Source organism: Pseudomonas sp. GW821-FHT09H03 (assembly GCF_059415945.1).
The window spans coordinates 86,129-109,342 of sequence record NZ_JBWKOF010000008.1 but is presented as its reverse complement, the minus strand read 5'-3'; the positions used below and the strand labels follow the sequence as shown (position 1 = coordinate 109,342).

At 59.7% G+C, this 23,214-nt stretch carries 21 protein-coding genes and 1 pseudogene; 8 read left to right on the top strand and 14 right to left on the bottom strand.

The annotated features are described in order from the left end of the window. Positions 1 to 4: 4 nt before the first annotated feature. The gene (locus AC07OG_RS13370) at positions 5 to 412 is read right to left on the bottom strand and encodes an HPF/RaiA family ribosome-associated protein (RefSeq protein WP_060543032.1); all 408 of its coding nucleotides are present in this window, start codon (positions 410 to 412) and stop codon (positions 5 to 7) included. Positions 413 to 625: 213 nt separating this feature from the next. Further along, entirely contained in the window at positions 626 to 1,573 is a 948-nt protein-coding gene (locus tag AC07OG_RS13365) for a LysR substrate-binding domain-containing protein (RefSeq protein WP_218425595.1), read from the bottom strand. Positions 1,574 to 1,708: 135 nt separating this feature from the next. Between AC07OG_RS13365 and AC07OG_RS13360 the strand changes: the two genes are divergently transcribed. Both AC07OG_RS13360 and AC07OG_RS13355 read left to right on the top strand, forming a co-directional pair. Next, a complete protein-coding gene (locus AC07OG_RS13360; RefSeq protein ID WP_060543030.1) occupies positions 1,709 to 3,085 on the top strand; it encodes an L-serine ammonia-lyase in 1,377 nt (458 codons plus the stop codon). 254 nt (positions 3,086 to 3,339) lie between these two features. Further along, the gene (locus AC07OG_RS13355) at positions 3,340 to 3,657 is read left to right on the top strand and encodes a DUF3509 domain-containing protein (protein WP_060543029.1); all 318 of its coding nucleotides are present in this window, start codon (positions 3,340 to 3,342) and stop codon (positions 3,655 to 3,657) included. Here the strand turns inward: AC07OG_RS13355 and AC07OG_RS13350 are convergent. Then, positions 3,654 to 4,154, bottom strand: a complete 501-nt coding sequence (locus AC07OG_RS13350) for a phosphate-starvation-inducible protein PsiE (protein WP_060543028.1) — start codon at positions 4,152 to 4,154, stop codon at positions 3,654 to 3,656. The genes AC07OG_RS13355 and AC07OG_RS13350 overlap by 4 nt on opposite strands. Before the next feature lie 316 nt (positions 4,155 to 4,470). Between AC07OG_RS13350 and AC07OG_RS13345 the strand changes: the two are divergent. Then, positions 4,471 to 4,725, top strand: a pseudogene (locus AC07OG_RS13345) (YebG family protein); the annotation flags it as partial. Positions 4,726 to 4,927: 202 nt separating this feature from the next. Here AC07OG_RS13345 and AC07OG_RS13340 read toward each other — a convergent pair. Continuing rightward, positions 4,928 to 5,947 (bottom strand): Leu/Phe/Val dehydrogenase, encoded by a 1,020-nt coding sequence (locus AC07OG_RS13340; RefSeq protein ID WP_060543026.1) that lies wholly within the window; start codon positions 5,945 to 5,947, stop codon positions 4,928 to 4,930. 185 nt (positions 5,948 to 6,132) lie between these two features. Between AC07OG_RS13340 and AC07OG_RS13335 the strand changes: the two genes are divergently transcribed. Further along, positions 6,133 to 6,936 carry a SirB1 family protein gene (locus AC07OG_RS13335; protein ID WP_060543025.1) on the top strand — a complete coding sequence of 268 codons (804 nt, stop codon included), beginning with the start codon at positions 6,133 to 6,135 and terminating at the stop codon, positions 6,934 to 6,936. A gap of 23 nt (positions 6,937 to 6,959) precedes the next feature. Here AC07OG_RS13335 and maiA read toward each other — a convergent pair whose 3' ends face one another. From maiA to hmgA, 3 genes are read right to left on the bottom strand one after another with little or no spacing between them, the layout of a single operon-like run. Continuing rightward, positions 6,960 to 7,595 (bottom strand): maleylacetoacetate isomerase, encoded by a 636-nt coding sequence (gene maiA / locus AC07OG_RS13330; RefSeq protein ID WP_495067229.1) that lies wholly within the window; start codon positions 7,593 to 7,595, stop codon positions 6,960 to 6,962. Positions 7,596 to 7,607: 12 nt separating this feature from the next. Beyond that, positions 7,608 to 8,912 carry a fumarylacetoacetase gene (fahA, locus tag AC07OG_RS13325; protein WP_495067228.1) on the bottom strand — a complete coding sequence of 435 codons (1,305 nt, stop codon included), beginning with the start codon at positions 8,910 to 8,912 and terminating at the stop codon, positions 7,608 to 7,610. Between the two features lie 3 nt (positions 8,913 to 8,915). Then, on the bottom strand, positions 8,916 to 10,220 hold the full coding sequence (hmgA, locus tag AC07OG_RS13320) for a homogentisate 1,2-dioxygenase (RefSeq protein ID WP_495067227.1): 1,305 nt from the start codon (positions 10,218 to 10,220) through the stop codon (positions 8,916 to 8,918). A gap of 164 nt (positions 10,221 to 10,384) precedes the next feature. On the opposite strand from hmgA, the gene AC07OG_RS13315 reads away from it, so the two are divergent. Continuing rightward, positions 10,385 to 11,185 (top strand): IclR family transcriptional regulator, encoded by an 801-nt coding sequence (locus tag AC07OG_RS13315; protein ID WP_495067226.1) that lies wholly within the window; start codon positions 10,385 to 10,387, stop codon positions 11,183 to 11,185. Positions 11,186 to 11,200: 15 nt separating this feature from the next. On the opposite strand, the gene AC07OG_RS13310 is transcribed toward AC07OG_RS13315, so the two are convergent. The 3 genes from AC07OG_RS13310 to AC07OG_RS13300 form a co-directional block, all read right to left on the bottom strand. Further along, a complete protein-coding gene (locus AC07OG_RS13310) occupies positions 11,201 to 13,744 on the bottom strand; it encodes a helix-turn-helix transcriptional regulator (RefSeq protein WP_495067225.1) in 2,544 nt (847 codons plus the stop codon). A gap of 140 nt (positions 13,745 to 13,884) precedes the next feature. Next, positions 13,885 to 15,255 carry a DUF1329 domain-containing protein gene (locus AC07OG_RS13305; protein ID WP_495067224.1) on the bottom strand — a complete coding sequence of 457 codons (1,371 nt, stop codon included), beginning with the start codon at positions 15,253 to 15,255 and terminating at the stop codon, positions 13,885 to 13,887. A 23-nt stretch (positions 15,256 to 15,278) separates the two neighbouring features. Beyond that, the gene (locus tag AC07OG_RS13300; protein ID WP_060543018.1) at positions 15,279 to 17,072 is read right to left on the bottom strand and encodes a DUF1302 domain-containing protein; all 1,794 of its coding nucleotides are present in this window, start codon (positions 17,070 to 17,072) and stop codon (positions 15,279 to 15,281) included. Positions 17,073 to 17,618: 546 nt separating this feature from the next. On the opposite strand from AC07OG_RS13300, the gene AC07OG_RS13295 reads away from it, so the two are divergent. Next, positions 17,619 to 18,410, top strand: coding sequence for an N-acetylmuramoyl-L-alanine amidase (locus AC07OG_RS13295; RefSeq protein ID WP_495067223.1), 792 nt, complete (start codon positions 17,619 to 17,621; stop codon positions 18,408 to 18,410). A 141-nt stretch (positions 18,411 to 18,551) separates the two neighbouring features. On the opposite strand, the gene AC07OG_RS13290 is transcribed toward AC07OG_RS13295, so the two are convergent. The 4 genes from AC07OG_RS13290 to AC07OG_RS13275 all read right to left on the bottom strand — a co-directional run bounded on the left by AC07OG_RS13290 (position 18,552) and on the right by AC07OG_RS13275 (position 21,972). Then, positions 18,552 to 19,463: an SDR family oxidoreductase gene (locus AC07OG_RS13290; RefSeq protein WP_060543016.1), complete on the bottom strand. Its 912-nt coding sequence runs from the start codon at positions 19,461 to 19,463 to the stop codon at positions 18,552 to 18,554. 145 nt (positions 19,464 to 19,608) lie between these two features. Further along, positions 19,609 to 20,511 carry an alpha/beta fold hydrolase gene (locus tag AC07OG_RS13285; RefSeq protein ID WP_218425602.1) on the bottom strand — a complete coding sequence of 301 codons (903 nt, stop codon included), beginning with the start codon at positions 20,509 to 20,511 and terminating at the stop codon, positions 19,609 to 19,611. Beyond that, positions 20,511 to 21,287, bottom strand: coding sequence for a class II aldolase/adducin family protein (locus tag AC07OG_RS13280; protein WP_371318102.1), 777 nt, complete (start codon positions 21,285 to 21,287; stop codon positions 20,511 to 20,513). The genes AC07OG_RS13285 and AC07OG_RS13280 overlap by 1 nt, the downstream gene beginning before the upstream one ends. 229 nt (positions 21,288 to 21,516) lie before the next feature. Beyond that, entirely contained in the window at positions 21,517 to 21,972 is a 456-nt protein-coding gene (locus AC07OG_RS13275; RefSeq protein WP_060543013.1) for a flavodoxin, read from the bottom strand. 103 nt (positions 21,973 to 22,075) lie between these two features. Between AC07OG_RS13275 and AC07OG_RS13270 the strand changes: the two genes are divergently transcribed. Then, entirely contained in the window at positions 22,076 to 22,552 is a 477-nt protein-coding gene (locus tag AC07OG_RS13270) for a PAS domain-containing protein (protein WP_218425631.1), read from the top strand. A 54-nt stretch (positions 22,553 to 22,606) separates the two neighbouring features. Next, positions 22,607 to 23,212 carry a hypothetical protein gene (locus AC07OG_RS13265; protein ID WP_495067222.1) on the top strand — a complete coding sequence of 202 codons (606 nt, stop codon included), beginning with the start codon at positions 22,607 to 22,609 and terminating at the stop codon, positions 23,210 to 23,212. The last annotated feature ends 2 nt before the right edge of the window (positions 23,213 to 23,214 follow it).

Below are 23,214 nucleotides of genomic sequence, written 5' to 3'. Positions count from 1 at the left end.
GCTGTCAGCCGTTAAGCGCAGCCTGTTCGTTTTCCAGAAACTCTTCTTCCAGCAGCTGATCGGCATGGGCGCCACTCTCGATGGGCACCACACTAGCTCGCTTGCCGCGTAATTTGCCGAACATATGTTCCAGCGCATGTTCGAGTTTGGTCGCCGCGCCGTCGATCGCCTGCTCCATGGTGGAGGCTTTATGGGTGACGGAAATCGGTTGATGGCCTTTTGGCCGCGCTTCCAGCTGGCAGCGCATATCGTGAGGACCGGGCTTGTCGCCGTTCTCGTCCCGCAGGTGAACCTCAACCCGGGTCAGATCCTCTTCGTATCGTTCGAGCGTGCTCTCAATGGTAGTACGTACCCACTCCTCCAGTCGTTTACTGCCTTGAATATGGTTATCGCTATTGACTTGGATTTGCATAGTTCATCCCTTATTTCAGCTAGCTCGCGAGAGGCCGGTCAGTTAGCCCTTGGGCGTCATCACCGTGACCTCTTACTTACACAATCGGTCTGTACGCTGAACATTTCAACCCCTGAAAAAAGATAAATATTCATACGCAAAAAAAGTCGGACAAAGGGCAAAAGCGCTGCTAAGGTCGGGAGTTGGGTCGCACCACTTGTTGATGCGAAATCCTCACATCTGCTGCTCGCCCAACGGGTGCAGACCGCGAAAAACCCCCGCCTCCTCTACCAGCCAGTCATGCACCGCGCGCACGCCCGGATGGCTCAGTGCCCCCGGGGCATACAGCAGCATGTAACGTTTGTGGTTGGGTACCGCCAGGCCAAACGGCACGATCAACGCGCCGCGCTCCAGCTCATCATTGAGCAGCGTTCGCCGGGCAATCGCCACGCCCATCCCGGCGATGGCCGCTTCGATCGTCAGGTGATTGCGGTTGAAGGTATGTCCGCGCCGTACGTCGGCCCCCTCGAAACCGATGGCATTGAGATAGAACTCCCACTCCGCGTACTCGTAACTGCCGCGCCAGGCAGTGATGTCGTGCAACAAGGGAAAATGCATCAGGTCGGCAGGGCCGTGCAGCGGTGGGCGGCCACGCAACAGACTCGGCGCGCACACCGGAAAGATCTGCTCATCGAGCAAGGCTGTGGATAACAGGCCCGGGTAACTGCCATCGTTCAGATCGATCGCCAGATCGAAGTCCCCTTCGTGCAACGGCACGCTGCTGTCCTCGGCCACCAGGCGCAACTGGATATCCGGGAAGCGCTGCTGCAGGCGCGGCAGGCGCGGGGTCAACCATTTGCTCAGGAAGGAGGGAATCGAGCGCACGCGCAAAATCCCGCTGATCATGCCCGCGTCCAGCCGCCGCAGTTCCGCGTCGATGCTGCCGTAGGCCTCATTCACAGTAATGGCCAGTCGCTGTCCTTCAGCACTCAACTCCACCCCTCGGGCCCGCCGATGAAACAAGCGAAACCCCAGACGCTCCTCCAGTTGACGGATCTGCTGGCTGACCGCCCCCGGTGTGATGTGCAGTTCTTCGGCACAGCGGGTGAAGGACAAGTGTCGCGCGGCACAGGCAAACACGTTGAGCCAGACATAAGTCTGGGCGTGTAATTGACGGCTCATCGTTTAGTCCTGCTAAAGGATGTCTTAGGAATTGTCGTTGGTCATGGAAGACCTTGACAGGCAGTATCGCCGAAATTGCGCTTGTCCTACACAAATGGCAGCGATTCCTCTTCCATTGCTTGTATAGGGTTTAGCATGGCTATCAGTGTTTTCGATCTATTCAAAGTCGGCATCGGTCCGTCCAGTTCCCACACCGTGGGCCCCATGCGTGCTGCCGCAACCTTTGCCCAAGCCCTGATAGATCAAGGATTTCTGGCCGACGTGCGACGGGTACAAATCCGCCTCTACGGCTCCCTGTCGGCAACCGGCGTCGGCCACGCGACAGACCGTGCCTGTGTCATGGGCTTGATGGGCGAATGGCCGGACAGCATAGATCCTGGCACCATCGACGGGCGCATCCAGGCCCTGCGCGAAACGGGCGAACTTTATCTGGCAGGCCAGGCAACCATTGCCTTCAACTGGCAACGCGATCTCCTGCTGCTCGACGAGAGCCTGCCCTACCACCCCAATGCCATGTCGCTGACAGCCTTCGGCGAAACCGGGGAACTGTTCGAGCAAACCTATTACTCGGTGGGCGGTGGTTTCATCATCGAAGCGGCCGAGGCGGCCTCAGGCAAGGCGCCGGGCAATGAAGTCGAATTGCCGTACGATTTTTCCAGCGCCGCTGAATTGCTCAAGCTATGCAACCAGCACGGCCTGCGAGTTGGCGAACTGATGATGGCCAACGAACGCGCATGGCGCAGCGAGGTGCAGATCCGCCAAGGGCTACTGCACATCTGGTCGGTAATGCGCGAGTGCGTCGAGCAAGGACTGCGTCACGAAGGCATCCTGCCCGGCGGCCTGAATGTTCCTCGTCGGGCGGCGAAACTGCACCGCAGCCTGCTGGAAATCGGCAAGCCGAATGTCATCACTTCGACCTTGTCGGCGATGGAGTGGGTCAACCTGTTTGCCCTGGCCGTGAACGAAGAAAACGCCGCCGGCGGGCGCATGGTCACTGCACCGACCAACGGCGCGGCGGGGATCATTCCGGCGGTGTTGCACTACTACATGAAATTCAATGCGGATGCCTCGGACGATGACGTCGTTGCCTTCCTCCTGGGTGCGGCAGCGGTTGGCATTCTGTGCAAGAAAAATGCCTCGATCTCCGGCGCCGAAGTCGGATGCCAGGGCGAAGTCGGCTCCGCCTGCGCCATGGCTGCCGCCGGACTTGCAGAAGTGCTCGGCGCCACGCCCGAGCAATTGGAAAACGCCGCCGAAATCGGCCTCGAGCATAACCTCGGCCTGACCTGCGACCCGGTCGGCGGGTTGGTGCAGGTGCCGTGCATCGAGCGCAACGCGATCGCTGCGGTGAAGGCAATCAATGCCACGCAGATGGCCCTGCGCGGCGACGGCAAGCACTTCATTTCCCTGGACCGGGTCATCCGTACCATGCGTGATACCGGCGCCGACATGCATGACAAATACAAGGAAACTTCCCGAGGCGGCCTGGCGGTGAACTGGGTGGAGTGCTGACCGCTTTGGTGGCATACCGCTGTTTACTGCCCTGAATCGGGCGGGCAGAAAGCAGGCGGGCCTCGTGCGCGCCTTCTATTTCCAGTGTTTATTGTTCGAAAATTCTTCCGGCACGCGCCTTGCTACATGCTGGAAGAGCTGCCGCAGGCTGCTCCACAGAAATGATGATGGCGATGGCCGATGGTCCGGTGTTGCGAACTAAACCCGATCACGGCCGGTCAACAACTGCACGTTCAATCAGGCGGTGACGCATCATGGACAACCCTTTCCAGCTCATTACCGATGCCTTTGCGCCGGATTACCAGGTCAACCTGAGCATTCAGGGCCTCGATGGCAGCATCATGCTGACCCTTTCCAACAAGGGCCGCGTGGTAGCCAAGCGGATGATCAGCGCCGACCAGCGCAATGACCCCAAGCGCCTCAAGCGCCTGGTGCAAAGCATTCAGTTCGGCATTGCCATCGAACAGGGTCACAGCGCCAAGGCCATCCTCGACGCCATGACCAATGGCGACAGCCATACCCTGCCGCCGCCACGGACCAAGGGCAGGCCCCGCCCCAACCTGTACCTTTAAAGCTCGCCTTTCTCGATTTCGGGATGCTCCCCGGAACCCGCACCGATCTTGCGTTGCGGGTGTTCGATCTTCACCGACGGGAATTGCGACGAAGCGTAGCGCACCACCAGAATCGCAAACGCCAGCAACAGGATCCCGCCGCACAGGTAGATGATCCCGATATCCGGCGGATTGTGGTGCGACACGTTGGAGATCAGCAGCCGCGTCAGCGCCGTGATCGCCACATAGATCAGGAAGCGCACTGGCATATGGTTGGTCTTGAAATAAATCCCGACCATTGCACCCAATTCCAGATAAATGAACAGCAGCAGGATGTCATCGATCTTGATGCGTCCCTGCTCGATCATCCCCAAAAATTCCATGACCGCCGCCCAGGCGGTCACCGCTCCGATGGCAAACAGTGCCAGGTAGTGAAAGGATTCGACGAACAGGTTGCCCAGGGACTCGGCCAGTTCATGCACGTTCTGCCGCAGCCTTTCGGCCCAATTGATTTTCACGATGATGCTTCCTTAGGTCTGCTCGACCGGATGATGCGGGTTGGACGTGACGGTTATTCTGCATGCAGAAAAAAGGCCAGCCCATGATGGCGAGCCGTCAGGGATCGCGCGCCGTGGCGTTTGGTCGCACCCGTGGCTGCCTCCCCGAAGCCGGTGTTGCTCGCGAATGGATGCTGCACAGGCCACCGGACAAACCCCGAAATCAAGCTACATTAAAAAGCCACTACCCAAACCACGGGGATTCGCTTATTCTTTAGCTGTATATAGATACAGTAGTCGATACAGACAACCAATGTGAAGGCATGTGAGGTGGTAAATGGCCGTCGAAGTGGTATACCGCAGCAGCCGAGATCTGGAGCGCTTGTTCATGGATAAAGCCGAAGCTGACCGTCATGACAAAATGCTCGAGCTGGCCGAGTTGCTGGCTGAAGTGCTGCACAAAGCCGTTCCGTCCCTGACCGAGCAGCAAGTGGAAGAAGCCGGGATCTACATGGCGAAGAACCGCGATGTATTTGCCAAGGCGTTCAAGAGCCAGCCGGACGCCCTGTCCGAATTGCTCAGTGCTCCTGCCGAAGTCGCGGAAACGGTTGAAGTCGCGGCGCCTGTTGAAGAGGCCGGCGCCGAGCCGATCGCCCCGACCAAACCGGCCAAGGCATCGAAAGCAGCAAAGTAAGCAATGCCCGAATTGAATAGGCCCTGAGTCGAATGGCTCAGGGCCTTTTTCATGGCTACAGCAAAAGACCGTCCGAACGCGGCCCGACCTGCGGCAGCTCCTACCGGTACAGCACTTTCTCGGCGAGTTCGTCGGCCACCCGGGCTGGCGAGCGCTTTTCCGCCTGGGCATGGGCGAAGACTTCGGTCAGTCGCGAGCTGATTTTCGACAGGTGTGCCGTGATGGTGCCCAACTCATCGCCACGGTGCTTGAGCGACACGTAGATCAACCCGCCGGCATTGATCACGTAGTCCGGGGCATACAAAATTCCGCGACGCTCCAACTGGTCGGCGACATCAAGATGAGTCAACTGGTTGTTTGCCGAGCCGGCCACCGCCGAACAGCGCAGTTGCGCCACCGAATGGCTGTTGAGCACACCCCCCAGGCCGCAGGGCGCGAGGATGTCGCAGGGCGTGCTGAGCAGGGCGTCGTTGGCGATCGGATGAGCGCCGAGTTGTTCCATGGCCAGTTGCACCTTGCCGTGGTCGATATCGCTGACCAGTAATTCGGCGCCGGCGGCATGCAGCTGTTCGGCCAGCGCATAGCCGACATTGCCCAGCCCCTGGATGGCCACGCGCAAACCTTCCAGATTATCGCTGCCGAGCCGGGCCATGGCAGTGCTGCGAATACCGGTGAACACACCCATCGCCGCATGCGGAGCAGGATCACCCGCCGAAGTGGTACTGGTGACGTGCCGGGTCTGTTGGGCGATGCAGTCCATATCGGCCACTGAAGTGCCGCTGTCGATCGCCGTGATGTAGCGGCCCTCGAGCTGCTCGATGCAACGCCCGAATGCCTCGAACAGCGCAGCCCGGCTTTCGACATGGGCCGGGCGCACGATCACCGCGACGCCTCCGCCCTGGGCCAGGCCGGCCAGCGCCGCCTTGTAGCTCATGCCCTGAGCCAGGCGCGCAGCGTCCTCGACCGCAGACTCGTCGTTGGGATAGGCAAGGTAACGACAACCACCCAGGGCGGGCCCTAAACGGCTGTTATGAATGGCAATGACCGCCTTCAACCCGGTCACCGGGTCGACGCTCAGATGCAGCGATTCAAGGCGAGTGCTTTGCATGAGAGCGAACATCGTAAGGCTCCCGAATCACTTTCTTGTAGACGCCAGTATAGGCTTGCGCCCAAAAATTGCAGAAGCGCACCGGAATAAGCACGAGCGCCATGCAGGCTTTCGGAAATAACCTCGAAGGAGTCTCGCGTGGTACTGGACGAAAGCCGACGACGGGGCTAAAACGAGGCATTCCCCCGGAGATTTTGATGACCCCGCGCCAATCGTTCTTCGCCTGCCTGCAACGTTCACCGCCCGCACTGTTCGAGGCGGCGCTGTGGATTGCGGCCGAACACGACGCCGAGGTCAAACCCGAGGCCGCACTGGCGGATTTCAAGGAACTGCAACAGCGGGTCAGTAGCGGTTTGCCGATGCTGCCAGTGAGCGAACTGGCCCAGCCGTTGCTGCGGCGCATGAACGACCTGGGCTTTGCCCAGGACGACTTCACCCCGTTGCGCCCGCAAGTGGCGTTGCTCAATAAAGTCCTGGAACGTCGGCGTGGGCAGCCTCTCACCCTGGGCCTGATTGCGCTTGAGCTGGCCAGAGGCCTGGAGATCCCCATGGTCGGGGTGAACTTTCCCGGACACTTCCTGTTGCGGGTACCAGGCGCCGATCACCTGCTCGACCCCTGTGGCGGTCGACGCCTGTATCCCAACGATTGCCGGGAGCTGCTACACCGTCAATACGGTCCGGACATGAAGCTCAGCGCCGAACATCTGGTCACCGCCGAACCGGTGCAAATGCTGCAGCGGCTGTCGCGCAACCTGCGTCAGTTGCACCTGTCGCACGAAGACTACATTGGCGCCCTGATCGACGCCGAGCGGGTACTCGAACTGGGCAACGCCAGCGCTTCCGACTATCTGGCCCGGGCCAGCCTGTATCAAAGGCTGGACTGCCCGAATGCGGAACGCTTCGACCTGGAACATGCCCTGATGCTCAGTGACGACCCGATCCAGCGGATTCGACTGACGGAGCGCCTGGGCCATTTACCGCCCAATGCCATCGTCCATTAAAAGCAAAAAATCCGGCTTTTGATTCAAGGCGTATCTGGCTGATTCGCCGGATGAGCCTTGATGAATGCCGAATGGTTCGCTGCCAATGCCGCCACGCGGCGAATCCGTGGATACGCCTCAAGGGAAACATTGAAACGCTCGGCCGCGTACAGTTGTGGGATCAGGTAAACGTCAGCCAGGCCAGGCTCAGGGCCGAAGCAGTAACCCTCATCACCGATCAACTGCTCCACTGTCGGCAGCCCCTGGCCGATCCAGTGGCCAATCCATTCCACCACCTGCGGTTCGTCATGGCCCAACTGGCGCAGCCTGTTGAGCACGCTGACGTTGTGCAATGGATGCACGTCGCAGCCGATCACCGCCGCCACCCCGCGCTCCCGGGCGCGCGCGCCAAGGTCACTGGAAAGCAGCGCCACCTGTGGATAACGTTCCTCCAGGTACTCGATGATCGCGGGAGACTGGATCAGCAACTCGCCCTCGTCAGTGCGCAACGCCGGCACTCGCCCCTGGGGATTGATGCCCAGATACGCTGGCTGTCGGTGCTCGCCACCCGGCGGGGCGATCAGGTTGACCGGCAACGCCTGATAGTCCAGCCCCTTCAATGCCAGCGCGATGCGCACCCGGTAGGACGAAGTCGAGCGGTAGTAGGTATAGAGTTCCATGCCCCGCTCCCGTTAACGCGCCGGCAGTACTTTGCCGCGGCACTCGCCAAAACCGATGGAAGCAAAACCCTCGCGGGTGCAGCGCCCACGCAGGATGATTTCATCACCGTCCTCGAGGAATTTGCGCACCTCGCCGGAAGCCAGTTCGATGGGCTGCTTGCCGCCTTCGGTGATCTCCAGCAGGCTGCCGAACTGACCGCTTTGCGGCCCCGACAAGGTACCCGAACCGAACAGGTCACCGGCCTGCAGCTGGCAGCCATTGACGCTGTGGTGCGCGACCATTTGTGCCACCGTCCAGTACATGTGCCGGGTGTTGCTCAGGGTCAGGCGATGGGCTGGCAGATTCTGTTCACGCATGGTTTCGGTAAGGAGCAACACTTCCAGCTCGATGTCGAAAGCGCCGCCCAACTGGTCACGCTTGTCGAGCAGGTACGGCAACGGCTGCGGGTCACCTTGCGGACGCGCAGGCTGGGCGCGCCGGAACGGCTCCAGGGCTTCGGCAGTGACTACCCACGGCGAAATGCTGGTGATGAAACTCTTCGACAGGAACGGGCCCAGCGGCTGGTATTCCCAGGCCTGGATATCCCGCGCCGACCAGTCGTTGAGCAGGCAGAAACCGGCGATGTGATCGGCAGCGTCACCGATGGCAATCGAGTCGCCCATGTCGTTGCCCTGGCCGATCCAGATACCCAGTTCCAGTTCGTAGTCCAGGCGCGCGCAAGGGCCGAATACCGGCTCGGTCTGACCGGCAGGCAAGGTCTGGCCTTTCGGACGGCGCACGTCGGTGCCGGAGGGGCGAATGGTCGATGCGCGGCCGTGGTAGCCGATCGGTACGTACTTGTAGTTCGGCAGCAGCGGATTGTCCGGACGGAACAGTTTGCCGACGTTCTGCGCGTGCTCGATGCCGACGTAGAAGTCGGTGTAGTCGTTGATTTTCGCCGGCAGGTGCATTTCGCAGTCCGCCGCCAGCGGCAGCAGTTTTGCGCCCTGGGCTTCGATCTTGCCGTGCAGGGTGCTGCCTTCGGCGAACAATTCCAGCAGGCGTTCGCGCAGGGCTACTCGCGCGTCACGGCCCAGTTCGAAAAAGGCGTTCAACTGACCGCCGCGGGTCGCTTCCACCGCAGTTTTTGCAGCACCGTCAAACAGGCCGGCATCGAGTGCCGCCTGCAGATCGAAAATATGTTCGCCGATGGCCACGCCGCAACGGGGCGCCGACCCCTGGCAGCTGAACACGCCCAACGGCAGGTTCTGCAGGGGGAAATCAGCATGGCCGTTGGCCGAAGCAACCCAGCTGCGAGTAATGGTTGTTTGCGTCATGGGTTATCTCCGGGTCGGGTCGAAAGTGGCGGGCAGCGTGGCCCAGCAGGCGTCGTAAGTGTTTTGCAGTTGCGGGCAATCGAGGGCGAAACGGCTCGGGCGCAGCACCTGGCTGGTCTCGAACATGAAGGCCATGGTGCTGTCGATTTTCGAAGGCTTGAGCTCGGCGTTGATGGCCTTGGTGCAGGTTTCGCCGTCCGGGCCGTGGGCGCTCATGCAGCTGTGCAGGGATGCGCCGCCAGGCACGAAGCCTTCGGCCTTGGCGTCGTATTCGCCCTGGATCAGGCCCATGTATTCGTTCATCAGATTGCGGTGGAACCACGGCGGCCGGAAGGTGTTCTCGGCCACCATCCAGCGCGGCGGGAAGATCACGAAGTCTAGATTGGCCAGGCCATGGACGCTGGTCGGCGAGGTCAGGACTGTGAAAATCGAAGGATCGGGGTGATCGAAGCTGACCGTGCCGAGGGTATTGAAGCGGCGCAGGTCATATTTGTACGGCACGTTGTTACCGTGCCAGGCCACCACGTTCAACGGCGAATGGTCGAGCTCGCAGGCCCACAACTGGCCGAGGAATTTCTGCACCAGAGTGGTCGGTTGCTGCAGGTTTTCATAGGCAGCGACCGGGGTCAGAAAGTCTCGTGCATTGGCCAGGCCGTTGCTGCCGATCGGCCCCAGGTCCGGCAGGCGCAGTGGCGCACCATGGTTCTCGGCAACATAGCCGCGAGCTTGCGGGTCGAGCAACTCGATACGGAATTTGAGGCCACGCGGCAGCACGGCGATCTCCAATGGCGCAAGCTCCAGCACGCCAAGCTCTGTGGCAATGCGCAGGCGGCCCAACTCCGGAACCAGCAACAGTTCACCGTCAGCATTGAAGAACACACGTTCCATGGAGCGGTTGGCGCTGTAGTGATAGATGCTGATCCCGGCCGGTTTTTCCCCGGCCGAGTTGGCCGCCATGCTCACCAGCCCGTCGATGAAATCAGTCGGCTCGGCGGGAATGTCCAGCGGATTCCAGCGCAGGCGATTGGGGGTGACTTCACCCAATGGGCCGCCGGCCAGTTGCCGATCGAGTTTGACGAACGCCGGGTGGTTGGCTGACGGCTGAATGCGGTACATCCAGGTTCGCCGCGCTTCACTGCGCGGCATGGTGAACGCCGTGCCGGAAAACTGTTCGGTGTAGAGGCCGTACGGCGCTTTCTGCGGGGAGTTGTGGCCGACGGGCAGTGCGCCGGGCAACGCTTCACTGCTGAATTCGTTGCCGAAACCAGGCAGATACGCCAGCGCCGACGTCGTTGAATCGGTGTTCATGGAGCCTCCTGAACGGGAGTCGGCGCCGGCCAGTCGCCCTGGTGCAGGGCTGAAGGCACGCCTGGGTTATTTTTATCGTAATTCAATTACGCATAACGTAATTTGATTGGTATTGACCGTCAAGTTATAAAGACGCCCATTCGATACGGGATCACACCGCCGCCATGGAAAAACCTACCAGCGACAGCAACGGCAAACAGAAAGTCCGCTCGGCCGAGGTCGGCACCGACATCCTCAAGGCCCTGGCCATGTTGTCGCCTTCGACCTCGCTGTCGCGCCTGGCTGAACACGTGCAGATGCCGGCAAGCAAGGTTCACCGTTATCTGCAGGCGCTGATCGCCAGCGGTTTCGCCGAACAGAACCCCGCCACCAACCATTACGGACTGGGCCGCGAAGCTTTGCGCGTAGGCCTGGCGGCACTCAACAGTATGGACGTGCTGAAAGTCGCCGCCCTGCCCCTGGCCGAGTTACGCGACGACTTGAACGAAACCTGTTTCCTGGCGGTTTGGGGCAATCAGGGTGCCACGGTGGTACACATCGAACCGGCGGTGCGCGCGGTGACGGTGGTAACACAACTGGGGTCGGTGCTGCCGCTGCTCAGCTCTTCGACAGGGCTGGTGTTCGGCGCTTATCTGCCTGCACGGGAGACCGTGGAGCTGCGTGATCAGGAGTTACAAGGCAACGCAGCCCATGGGATGGCGCATGAGCAGGCCTGGTCGGCAACCTGCGAACAGATCCGCCAACGCGGCCTGCATCATGTCCACGGCTTGCTGATGCCTGGCGTAGATGCCCTGTCGGCACCGGTGTTCAACACGATGGGCAAAATAATCGCGGTACTGACCGTGGTCGGGCCGACCTCGCTGTTCCATGCCGATGAAGACGGTCCCGCTGCCCGGCGTTTGCTGGCGGCCAGCCGTGCGGTCAGTTGGCGCATGGGGTTTGAACCCGCAGCATCGCCCCCTTGAACCCGGCGCTTGTGATCAGGCGTGCAGCATCAATCCCAGTTTCTTGGCCATGGCAACAGCCTGGGTGCGACGTTCAACACCCAACTTGCCATGGATACGCCGTGCGTGGGTTTTTACCGTGTGCAATGAGATGAACAACTGCTCGGCAATTTGTTGATTGGAGTGACCTTGGGCAATCAACCCGAGCACTTCAAGCTCACGAGTACTCAACAAGCTGGCGTCTGGCGCCAGCGTGGCCGCCGGTACTTCCCCGCGCAAGCGGCAGAGCAGGTCAGGCTGGCGTAGACACAGCTCGCGCAATGCCTGTTGCCCATTGCAGCGTTCCACCAGCGCCAGGCCTGCAGCCAGTGCGCTCTTGGCCAGAGCCGGCTCGCCGGTGAGGTCCGCCACTTCGCAGATCACCAGTTGCAATTCCGCTTCCAGCGTCAGCATGGCGTGCCGCTGCGCATGATCGAGTAACTCCCTGAGCCGATGCAGTGGCTGCTGCGCCTGTTGCTGATAGGTCTCTGCCAGCAACAGTTGATATTCGATACGCGTGATCAACTGCAACGTCGCCGGAGGAGCCTGGCGCGCATGGGGCCCGCGATAATGACGCAAGACACGGGTCAAGGCTTCACGAGCCAATTGCGCACGCCCTTGCTGCAACCAGAAATGGCTGCTGATTTGCAGCAACACTCCGCGATAAACCGTGTCGGGAATCTGCCGCTGTTGCATCAGCCGTTCCGCCTCGCGCAGACGATCAAACGCATGGGCGTAATCGCGCTGATTAGCGGCTATCTGCGCCTGCCCGAGAAAGCCATACAACACATGCTTGTCCTGGCTGAGCAGGCAATCATCCAGGCCGCTGCGGAACAACTCTGCGGCCAATTCGTCTTGCCCCTGACTGAGGGCCAACCGCCCGCGACGCAAGGCAATGCGCCCCAGCAGGGGCGTCGGCCGATCGGCCTGGCGCCCCAGCATTTCCTCGATATCGACCAGCAACCGCTCGGCACGCCCGGGCGCGCCCCGTTGCTCCAGCAATTGCGCATGATCCAGTTCCAGCAAGCCCTCGAACAGCAGCGAGCCTTGCGCCCGCGCCAGGCACAATGCGTCGCGATTGAAAGACTGGGCAGCGTCCAGGTCGGCATCGAGCAACGCTTGCTGGGTCAACCCGGAAAAACACAGCAGCCTGGCCGGCCAGGCGTCGGGGCCCAGGTCGTCCAGCGCTTCAAGGAAGTGTGCCCGCGCAGGCGCTTTGCGCCCCTGCAAATGCAGGAGCCAGCCCTGCTGCGCTTGCCAACGGGCCAGCAGCTGGCGCTGCAACAGCGCGGTCGGCTGCGGGGCGAAGCGTCCCAACTGTTCAATGCAGGCAGCCCCCTGCTCGAAGCGCCCGGCAAATAGCAGCGCAGCGGTAATCAGCCCCACCCGGTGCGGCGTCCCCAGGGTCAATTGCTCGCCCAGGCGTTCATGCAGCCTCAACAACAAGGTTACATTCTGGCGTTTGAACAGGTGCTCAACGCTGAAATGCTGCAACAGGCTGACCGCGACCTCGAACTCCTGCGCCAATAACGCTTGCTCGAACGCACCCTGCCAGTCCTCCTCGGCGCTGAACCATTGGCAGGCCCGGCGATGCCAGGAACGGCCGGTCGAACCTGGCTCGTCACGCATCGCCCTGGCCAATGGTTCGAAGATTCGCAACCACTCGGCGGAGTCCTCCCAGGGTTCGATGAAGCAGCCCGCCTCCTGCAACGCATGCAGCCATTGCGCGCCCTCACCGGCGCCGAAAAGATGCTCGCACAGGCTGGCATTGAAACGCGGCAAATGGACCAACACCTGCCATACCTCGACCAGTTCCGGCGGCAGGGTGTTGAACAGTTCATGTTGCAAGTAATCGAGCAGCGTCGTCGAACGCCCCTGCTCGCTCGCCCAGGGACAACCCTCTAGCAATGTGATACGCACGCCGGCACACCAGCCGCCACTGCGCTCGAAAACTTTTCTGGCGGTTTGCATCGCCACAGATGGCTCGACATGGACAAGTAGCTGGGCGATCTCGGCTTCGGTAAACGCCAGTGTCCGGCTTTCGCACTCATACAGTTGGTCATCCAGCAGCAACCGTGGCCAGTTGCAAGGCGGTCGCCGACGCGAACCCAGCCACCATGTCAGCGCCGGACTGGCGACGGCCAGCAGGCGATCCAGCAGGCGATCGAGCTCTGGATTGGGCAGGCGACAGTAATCGTCGAGAAACAGCCAGGTTGGAGTTTGCAACTGAGCCAGAGACTCCAGCAACCCTGACTCATCCGACGAAGCCAGGCCCAGCACCTGTGACAGACGCAACACAAATCCGCCAACACTGAAGGACTCCCCCGCCAGTGGCAGCCAATACACCCGACAGTGCTCCGGTGCCCGTAACAAGCACTCGGTAAGCAGCGCGCTCTTGCCGCTGCCCGCGGGAGCACACAGCAACTTCACCCGCGCCGTGGAGGCCAGCATCGGCTCGGTCAGGCGCTGGCGCGACAGGTGCTGGGATGACAATCGGGGCACAAATGCGGGGCGATCCTGACAGGCCCTCATTGCAGTCATTGTGGTGCGCCTTTTTTATAATTCTGGCGCCACCCTAGACCTCTCCCGAGCGCTTGGTGAAGAAGTATTCAACACACTGATCGCCCGCTATAAAAAAGGTGACCGAAAAGTCACCCTTTTGTGCAAACGATGTAGGAAAACTACCGCACGCCCGTACTCCGCAAGGCTGCCGGTGTGTAGTCCCCTGCTTTGGCATCGATGTTGAACTCAAAGCTGCGCTTCTCTTCGTTCTTCATCCCCAAGGCAATGTAGCGACCGGCGATCAGGTCATACAAGGCTTCGACGGTGTAGGCCGGCACCTGGTGATCGTAGTAGAACTGCGCATGCCCTTCGGCGACTCGCCAGAGTTGGCCACGCCCGTCGTAGTGATCGGCCAGGGCCACCTGCCAGCTGTCCTCGTCGATGTACATGTGCCGCTTGGCGTATACGTGCCGTTCGTTGGGTTTGACTGTGGCGACGACCTCCCAGACCCGGTGCAGCTCATAGCGGGTCAGGTCCTGATTGATATGCCCGGCCTTGATCACATCGGTGTATTTGAGGTTTGGCGAGTCGAGTTTGTAGCTGTTGTAGGGGATGTACATTTCCTTCTTGCCGATCAGCTTCCAGTCGTAGCGATCCGGCGCCCCGGAAAACATGTCGAAGTTGTCGGTGGTGCGCAACCCGTCCGACGAGGTGCCGACACCGTCATACGCCACTTGTGGCGCGCGTCGTACCCGGCGCTGGCCGGCGTTGTAGATCCAGGCCTTGCGCGGCTCCTTGACCTGATCGAGGGTCTCGTGAACCAGCAACACGTTGCCCGCCAGCCGCGCCGGTGCGGTGACTTCCTGCTTGAAATAGCTGAGGACGTTTTCATCACTTCCAGGCTTCAGATCCCCCAGCAACGACGGTACGGCCACCTCGTCCTTGAAGCGGATGACAGTGAAATCACCATTCGATTGTGGTGTTGCCTGGGTGATGGTACGGCGCAGATTGCCGCCGTGATAACGGGTGATGTGGTTCCAGATCACCTCCACGCCGTTTTTCGGAATCGGGAAGGCGTAGTAGCGCTTGCCGGTGAAATTGGCCAGCCCGTTACCGTCGTTGATCGGGGTCACGTTCAGCGCGCTGCGCTTGGCCGACTCGTAGATCTCCGTCGGCAGGGCCACGGTGCGGTGAGTCGGGTAAACCGGGATCTTGTAGGTTTCGGGATAGCGTTTGAACATCGCGAGCTGACCGTCAGAGAGCTTGTCCTTGTACTTGTCGGCGGTCGCTGCCGTGATGATGAACAACGGTTTTTCATTGGCAAACGGGTCGGCGAGGAAACCCTTGCTGTCCACGGCGCCGGCGTTTTTCGCGATGCCACCGGTCCAGGCCGGAATCGAGCCAGCGGCATTGCCGGCCTTCTCGGCGCCTACGGGCGTGAGGCTGGTACCGAGCTTGTCGGCCTCCTGCGGCGATACCGCGGCCATCACATTGGCGGCCAGCAAGCTCAGGGCCAGAACACTGCCGATTTGCAGAATCATCTTGCGCATTGCAATTATCCTTTTCAGCCAGATCAGAAGTTCACGCCAAAGCTCAATGCCACGAAGTCACGGTCTTCGAGGACGTTGTAATCACCACCGAAAAAGTCGGTGTAACTGAGGCTCGCGCTGTAGGTATTGCGGTAGTCCGCATCGACGCCGAGGCTGACCGCCTTGGCGCCTTCATTGAACAGACCGTTGGGGCCATAACCAGCGACGTCGTGGGACCATGAGAGGTTGGGCTTCAAGTTGATCCCGGCGATGACGTTGTTGTAGTCGAGGATGGCCCGGGCGCGATAACCCCATGACGTCGATGTGACGAAGCCATCGGTGTCACCGCCGAAGCCGTACTGGCCGTACACCGAATCGCGGCCGTAACGCAGTTTGCTGCGCCCCTCCAGTCCGCCGACCCGCACCACTGCGGCCTCACCCACCAGGGTCAGGCGATCGGCACCTGCAACTTGATCGATGAAGTGTGTCAGGGTGCTCTGGATCTGCGTCACTTCCTTGCGGCGATAGCCTTTGTTGTCGGCACCGGGCGAGGTCGCAATCGGTGACGCCGCACCGCCGGCGATCGGATTGAGCAACGCCAGGGTCAAGTCGTTGGTGTTGACCTGTACCGGGGCGTTGGGGCGATAGCTGATCTCGCCGGTCCAGGCGGTACCGGTCGACAACGTGGTGGAGAAGCTCGCGCCATACAGGCGAATGTCTTCGGGGTACTCGAGGTAGTACTGGCCGCGCCCGAGCATCACGCTTTGCGCCAGCCCCGAGCCTGTGCCGGGAGCGATACGGTTGGCGGTAGCGACGATCCCCGGAATGCTCGCCAGCGTCCCGGCCCCGGCGGTGGTGGTGCCGACATTGGGTGTGCGGCTGTGATAGTTCATGAAGTACAGACCGTACTCGGTGTCATCCCCCAACCAGCGCAGCGCCGAACCCCACTGCCCCGAATCCCGCGCATCGCGGTCGCCGCCACGGGGCACGACCACGCCTTCGCGGGTGACTTCGAAGCCCTGGCCAAACGCAGCGGCAATCGGCTGCAACGGTGCAATGGCCGGGTTGCCGACGGTGTAGCCCTTGTTGCAACCGTCCGCCACCACATCGACACCAAAGAAGGTGCCGCAGTTATCGACGACGGTCTGGTCCCACTCCAGCTGGTAGAAGCCTTCGACTGTCAATTTGTCGGTCAGGCCCTGGGAAGCGAACAGCATGTTGACCGGAATCAGGCCTTCCTTGATCTCGGCACCCGGGCGGCGAAACGCGGACACGTCGACCGGGTTGATGCTGTTGATCGAGTTGCCGATGAAAGTACTTTCCCCCCAACTGACCACCTGCTTGCCGACTCGCGACGTACCGGGCAGATCGGCGATGGAATAGTTGTGATAGACGAAGGCATCGAGGATCTGCCCCCCTGACGACTTGGCGCCCTCTTTGCGATTGTGATCGCTGATCGGCTTGAACTCACGATCTTCGTCCTTCAACTCGAAGTCGTACCAGTACTTGCCGCGAACAAACACACCGGTGTCGCCGTACTTCAGTTCGAGGTCATGAATACCTTTGAAAATCTTCGAGAAGGTTTCACCCTTCTTGAAGTTCAGTCGCCCGTCGTCACCGGTCGAGGCCTGACCACTGCCGCCATTGACCGTGCCCACCAACGCGTCATCCGCGTCCCGCATCCCCCAACTCGCGCCGACCGAGAGTGAAGAGTCGAACGTCCCCTCGATCTCGCCGATGTTGAATGAAATGGCCTGTGCCTGGGCACAGCAACCCAAAGCCACCGCAGCCGCCAAGGCTTGCGGTGTGAAGATGGCGCGCATTGTTGTTTTTGTCATGCGTCTTCCCCGGTGAGTGACAGAAGGCTTCACCCTACTGCCGGGTACCGGGGTCGATAAGCGCACCAAGGAGGTATTCGCGGTGTAGCTCGAAAGGATGACTGGGCAGTGGATTTCGCCGACTGTTGCCCCGGCTGCAACAGTGCATGTCCGGAATCGGTATTTTTCCTGGAGGATTCGGGGTCTATGCTTTTTGTGCGCTCGCGGTAAACCGCCTGAGCGCAGGACGTAACGACTCGGGTCGTTACTGACAGATTTCGGATGAACTGAAGACTTCGGTTTATCGCCCTGTGTGCACTGACGTTGATTTGTTGCTCCTTGATCAAACGTCTTACTTTGGCCGCTGCGTTTGCAGCGGCCTTTTTTATGGGCAACATCAATTAACCAATAATATTCACTACACATCTTTATATAAAGTTATCCCACTTGTCGGGAACACCCATACATACTTGCGCAAACATCCTGAGCACTTATTGGACTTAAGATCAATTTCCAGCCATCACTGAATGGACAGCTGGTTTAAATCTTGACCACACGAGTCTCCCCATGAAAAAAATCACATATAACAAGTATCGCTCAATTGCAGGCTTTGACAGTCGCGTACGTTTTCTGGTGTTCCACTACACGGCCAGCGACTTTGCCCGCTCAATCGATTTATTGACCGGTCCGTCTGTCAGCGCTCATTATCTGGTTCCGGATATTACCGACCCGACCTACCTGGAAGCCGGCTACACGGAACAGGAAGTCTTCAACCTGGTGGACGAACGCGATCGCGCTTGGCATGCAGGCGTCAGCCAGTGGGGTAACCGCCGGCTGCTGAATGAGTCTTCCATCGGTGTAGAAATCGTCAACCTGGCGACCGACAACGGTGGTGAGTTCTTTTTTCCGCCGTATCATCCCGAGCAAATTGCCGTGATTGAAGATCTGGCGCTGAATATTCTGACGCGTTATCCAGATATTAACCCCACGCATGTTCTGGGTCATTCCGATATCACGATTGGTCGCAGAAGCGACCCCGGGCCAGAGTTCCCCTGGCATACACTTTACTTGAAGGGCGTCGGTGCCTGGTTTGATGAATCAACCCGTGACAAATATCTTCAGCAATACGAGGCATCCGGTGTTCCGGCGCAATGTGAATTATTGAGATTATTTAAACGTTATGGGTATGACACATCTAACGCCTCTAACAAGGCGGGACTCAAAGCACTTGTCCGCGCGTTTCAGTTGCACTTTCGCTCGGAAAATTACGATGGGGTGATCGACGCACAGACGGCCGCAAACCTGGCGGCGCTGGTACACAAGTACTTCCCTGAATCACCTGCGAAAACCGGACTGTGATCCGCCATTAAAAAATCGGCAAGGACACAGAGTGTGGCCTTGCCGATACCGTATACGCGAGTTGCTTTACCCTTCTCATCGTTCTGGTTGGGTTTCATAGAATCTTGGCAAATCGTTCCGACAAAACCCGCCTGCAACTCTTTACAGAGAATACTTCTGCAAATTCCCCATCATCTCCTTCAACGCTTCAATATTGTCCTTTGGATGCGCCGCGCCTTCGAAATCACAAATCTGCTGCCAGTGCGCCGCCACGTCTTCCGGAGAAAATCCAACCCGCGGATCAAACCCTGCCCCCAGGCTGCGCTCCCAGCGGACCTTGCCCATCCAGCCGCCGCCGACTTCGAACAGGCCGGAGGTTTCCTGGCAGTTCTCGCTGGCCAGGTACACCACCAGCGGGCTGACCAGTTCCGGCTTCAGTTGCTCGAACACTTGCGGCGGGATCAGGCCTTCGGTCATGCGGGTGCCGCCGGTCGGGGCTATGGCGTTGACCAGAATGTTGTTCTTGCGACCTTCGATGGCGAGGGTGCGGGTCAGGCCGTAGAGGCCGAGTTTGGCCATGCCGTAGTTGGACTGGCCGAAGTTGCCGTAGATGCCCGAGGTGGACGCAGTGAAGATCACCCGACCGTAGTTTTGCTCACGCATGTGCGGCCAGGCCGCGCGGGTCACTTTGTAGGCGCCCTCCACGTGGACGCGGTAAACCAGGTCCCAGTCGGCGTCGTCCATCTTGTGGAAGGTCTTGTCGCGCAGGATCCCGGCATTGTTGACCACCACGTCGACCCGGCCAAAAACGTCGAGGGCGTGTTGCACGAGTTTGTCGCCATCGGTGACGGAGTCGTGGTTGGCCTCGGCGATGCCGCCGGCCTCGCGAATCTCCGCGACTACCCGGTCTGCCGCCGAAGCGTTGGCGCCCTCGCCCTGGGCCGAGCCGCCGAGATCGTTGACCAGAACCCTGGCGCCCTGCTTGGCGAACAGCAGTGCATGGGCGCGTCCCAGGCCACCACCTGCGCCGGTAATGATCACAACTTTATCTTCGAAGCGCACAGACTCATTCATTGGGGGACTCCAGCAGGCCTAGGGACGATAGGTCCGAGTGTCAGGCACGGCGCGGCGGGTCACAATGAACACGAGGAAGGCTGAATGGTGCGCGATAAGGCTGGGGGATGATTGACTGAAGAAGTAGACACGGTCCTGTGGCTGCTCAGGAGCAGGCCACTTTGCGCGGTTGCGACATCAATTGATCACGAAACTCCAGGTAGTGCCTGAGCACCTGCCCCGCAGCCTCGATCTGCGGGTAATGGCCGATGCCCGGCAAAACCACAGTGTCCGGCTCGGCAATCAGTTGCCGATAACGTTCGACCATATGCGCACCGGAGATCGGATCGACTTCGCCATCGATCACCCGCAACGGCACTTCACCACGCTGCATCGCTGTCACCCAACGGTCACGCCAGACTCGTCGTTCGGGGATGTAGCCGATCAATTTGTGCATGATCCGTGGCCCGCGATGGCTTTCCACCAGGCTCCAGAAGTCATCCATCTCGCTTTCGCTGGGGCGGGTGTGCGGCCCGAATATCTGCCGAAAACTCTTTACCAGTCCGTCCCGGCTGAAGGCGCGGCCGATCATCCAGCCCAACGGGCTGAGCAGCAGCTTTTGCACCAATACCGGACGATGGGTTTCAGGAAACAGGCCGCCGTTGAGAAACACGCAACTGGCCAGCATCACGCGCGATTCGTAATGCCTGGCCAGCAGTTCTTGCGCCACACTGTCGCCATAATCGTGGGCCAACAAGTGCACCGCTTGCTCGACCTTCAAATGCGCGAGTAGCGCCTCTTGCAGGTCCGCCTGCTCCAGCAGGCTGTATTCATGGTTCACCGGTTTGGCGGAATCACCAAAACCCAACATGTCGCAGGCAATCACACGAAAACGCTGGGCCAGCGGCTGCCAAAGGTAGTGCCAGTCCCAACTGGCTGTAGGAAAGCCATGAATGAGCAGCAGGGGCTCGCCCTGACCTGCCGTCCAGTAGCGGATGGCCTGCCCGCGGAATTCAAACATCTGGCTGCGTTTGCGCCAGACACACAGCGGGATCTCGGGGAGTTCCATCAGAGTTTGTAACCCGGGTCGAGTTTATCGAGTTTGCGCAGCAGCGCCGGCCAGGCCAACGCTCCGCCCATTCCTTGAGCACTTCGGGTAACGCCAGCAATCATCGCCTTGGCACCGGCCAGAACCTGTGGCTCGATGGCAATCAGTTCGGCACTGCCGTTTTGCGCCATGACCTGAATGTCACAGGCGCGCTGGAAGGTAAACATCATCAGAAACGTGTCGGCGATGGTGCTGCCGCAGGTCAGCAAACCGTGGTTATGCAACATCAGGAAGTTGTTTTCGCCCAGATCGGCCTGCAACCGCGCTTTTTCTTCATGGTTGAGTGCGACACCTTCATAGGGGTGATAAGCCAGGCTGGAAAGAACAAACAGTGCCTGCTGGCTGATTGGCACAATGCCCTGTTTCTGCGCCGATACGGCGACACCCGACGCCGTATGGGTATGCAACACGCAAACGACGTCGTGTCGCACTTCATGCACCGCGCTATGGATGGTGTACCCCGCCGGATTGATCTCGTAGGGGCTGTCCATCAGTTTGTTGCCCGCCTGATCGACCTTGACCAGGCTCGATGCGGTGATTTCGTCAAACATCAGCCCGAACGGGTTGATCAGGAAGTCTTCAGTGCCCGGCACCTTGGCCGAGATGTGGGTAAAAATCAGATCATCCCAGCCATGCTGCGCTACCAGTCGGTAACAGGCAGCGAGGTCGACGCGAGTTTGCCACTCGGCTGCACTGACCCGGTCTTTTACACGATTGGGGGATAAGACTGGAGCTATGTACACGGCCAGAAACCTCGGTCTTTTTATTATGGTGTGTATCCAATGATTACCGAGTCTAGTCCCCCGCAGGGTTCGTGTAGTTGCATTGGCAGCCAGCTTGATGGCCCGGCGAGTCAGTCGCTGTGGGAAACCGCATCAGTGTCAAAGTACCGACGCCAGTCATGGTCAGGCGGGCAGTGAATGCCTGGCCGCCAGAACCATGACTGCTTCTGCAATTGGGTGTCTCTCAGCCCTGCAAGGCGCTGATCAGTTGGGCTAGCCAAGGCTCGGCGTCCGTCTCCGGGGTCACGCTTTCGCTGGCATCCAGACGCAGCATCGGTACGACTTCACGAACGCCCATCTCGCTGAACAATTCCCGCATCAGTTCGCCGCCGCCGCAAAACGTATCGCCATAGCTCGCATCACCCAATCCGATCACGGCGCCCGGCAGGCCACGCCAGGCGGCGGGCAACTGGTCACGAATCGTCGAATACAGGGGTTGCAGGTTGTCCGGCAACTCGCCCATGCCTGTGGTCGAAGTCACTGCCAGAAAGGCTTGCGGGCCATAGGCCAGAACGTCTGCAAGCGTGCCTCGCGGGTTGTGCCAGGTGTCGAAACCGGCGGCTTGCAAAATGCTCGCTGCGTGGCGGGCAACTTCTTCCGCCGAGCCATAGACCGAGCCGGAAATGATGGCGACTTTCATCAATCTGAATCCTGATACCAAGTAGAGGACCGGGATATTAACAGCCCGCTGTTGAATGTTCTTTTAGAATGCAATCGACAATCAATCACGAATGGATGCCACGATGATTAACGCGCAGCTTTTGCAGATGGTCATAAATGCCTCTAACGACGGCATCGTGATTGCCGAAAAGGAAGGCGATCAAGACAACATCCTGATTTACGTCAACCCGGCGTTCGAACGCCTGACAGGCTACACCAGTGAAGAAATCCTCTATCAGGACTGCCGCTTTCTGCAGTCCGGCGACCGGGATCAGGAAGCGCTGACATCTATTCGCGCCGCGCTGAAAGGCCAAGGATCCTGCCGGGAAATCCTCAGAAACTACCGCAAGGACGGCACGCCGTTCTGGAACGAATTGTCCCTTTCGACGGTGAAGAACCCCAACGACGGACAAACCTATTTCGTCGGCGTGCAGAAAGACGTCACCGCTCAGGTCAAGGCGCAACAGCGTGTGGTTCAGCTTGAAGCACAGGTGGCCGCGCTGAAGTCTGAGCTTGCAGCACTGCAGGCGACGAACGGTAGAAACAAAACCGAGAACTAATGGTCATTAACTATAATCACCAATGACTTTGTAATTATACCTTTCGAGCTGACCATGCATCGTGACGCACTCCTGACCCAGGATGAGCTGGATTTCATCCAGACCATGCAACACAACCCGCAGCTAAATGTGCGGGATGCGACGTCGAGCCTGCTCGTCAACGGTGGATCGCAAATCCGTGACTTGCTCACCCGGCTGGCAGCGCATGAACAGGTGACCATTCAGGCGAGTTTCGAAAACCAGCAAATAGCCTTCCCCCTGCACCTGGTGGAAGACGAATTCCATGCCTTGCATTTACGCCTTGGTGTTCCTGCCATTTATGAAGACGGGCCGTTGGTCCGACCATGGCGGCTGGTGCTCAATGAACCTGTGGCACTGGAGAACGCCACTGGCCAACCCGGTACAATGTGGGTGCATGAAGTGTCGTTCAAAGGGGTTTTGCTGGAAGTGCGCAACAAGACCAAACCGCCCAAGCATTTTGCCCTGTGGTTCAGCCCTTCGGGCTACGAGCGGATCGCGTTGCGCGGCACCTTTGAGAAAGAAACCGAACAGGGTTTCTACGCCTACCAATTGAACCAGAGTGATACCGACGAAACCGAACGCCTGCGCCAGTACATCCTGCAGCAGCATCGGCTGACTCACCCCGCCTTGCATCAATGACT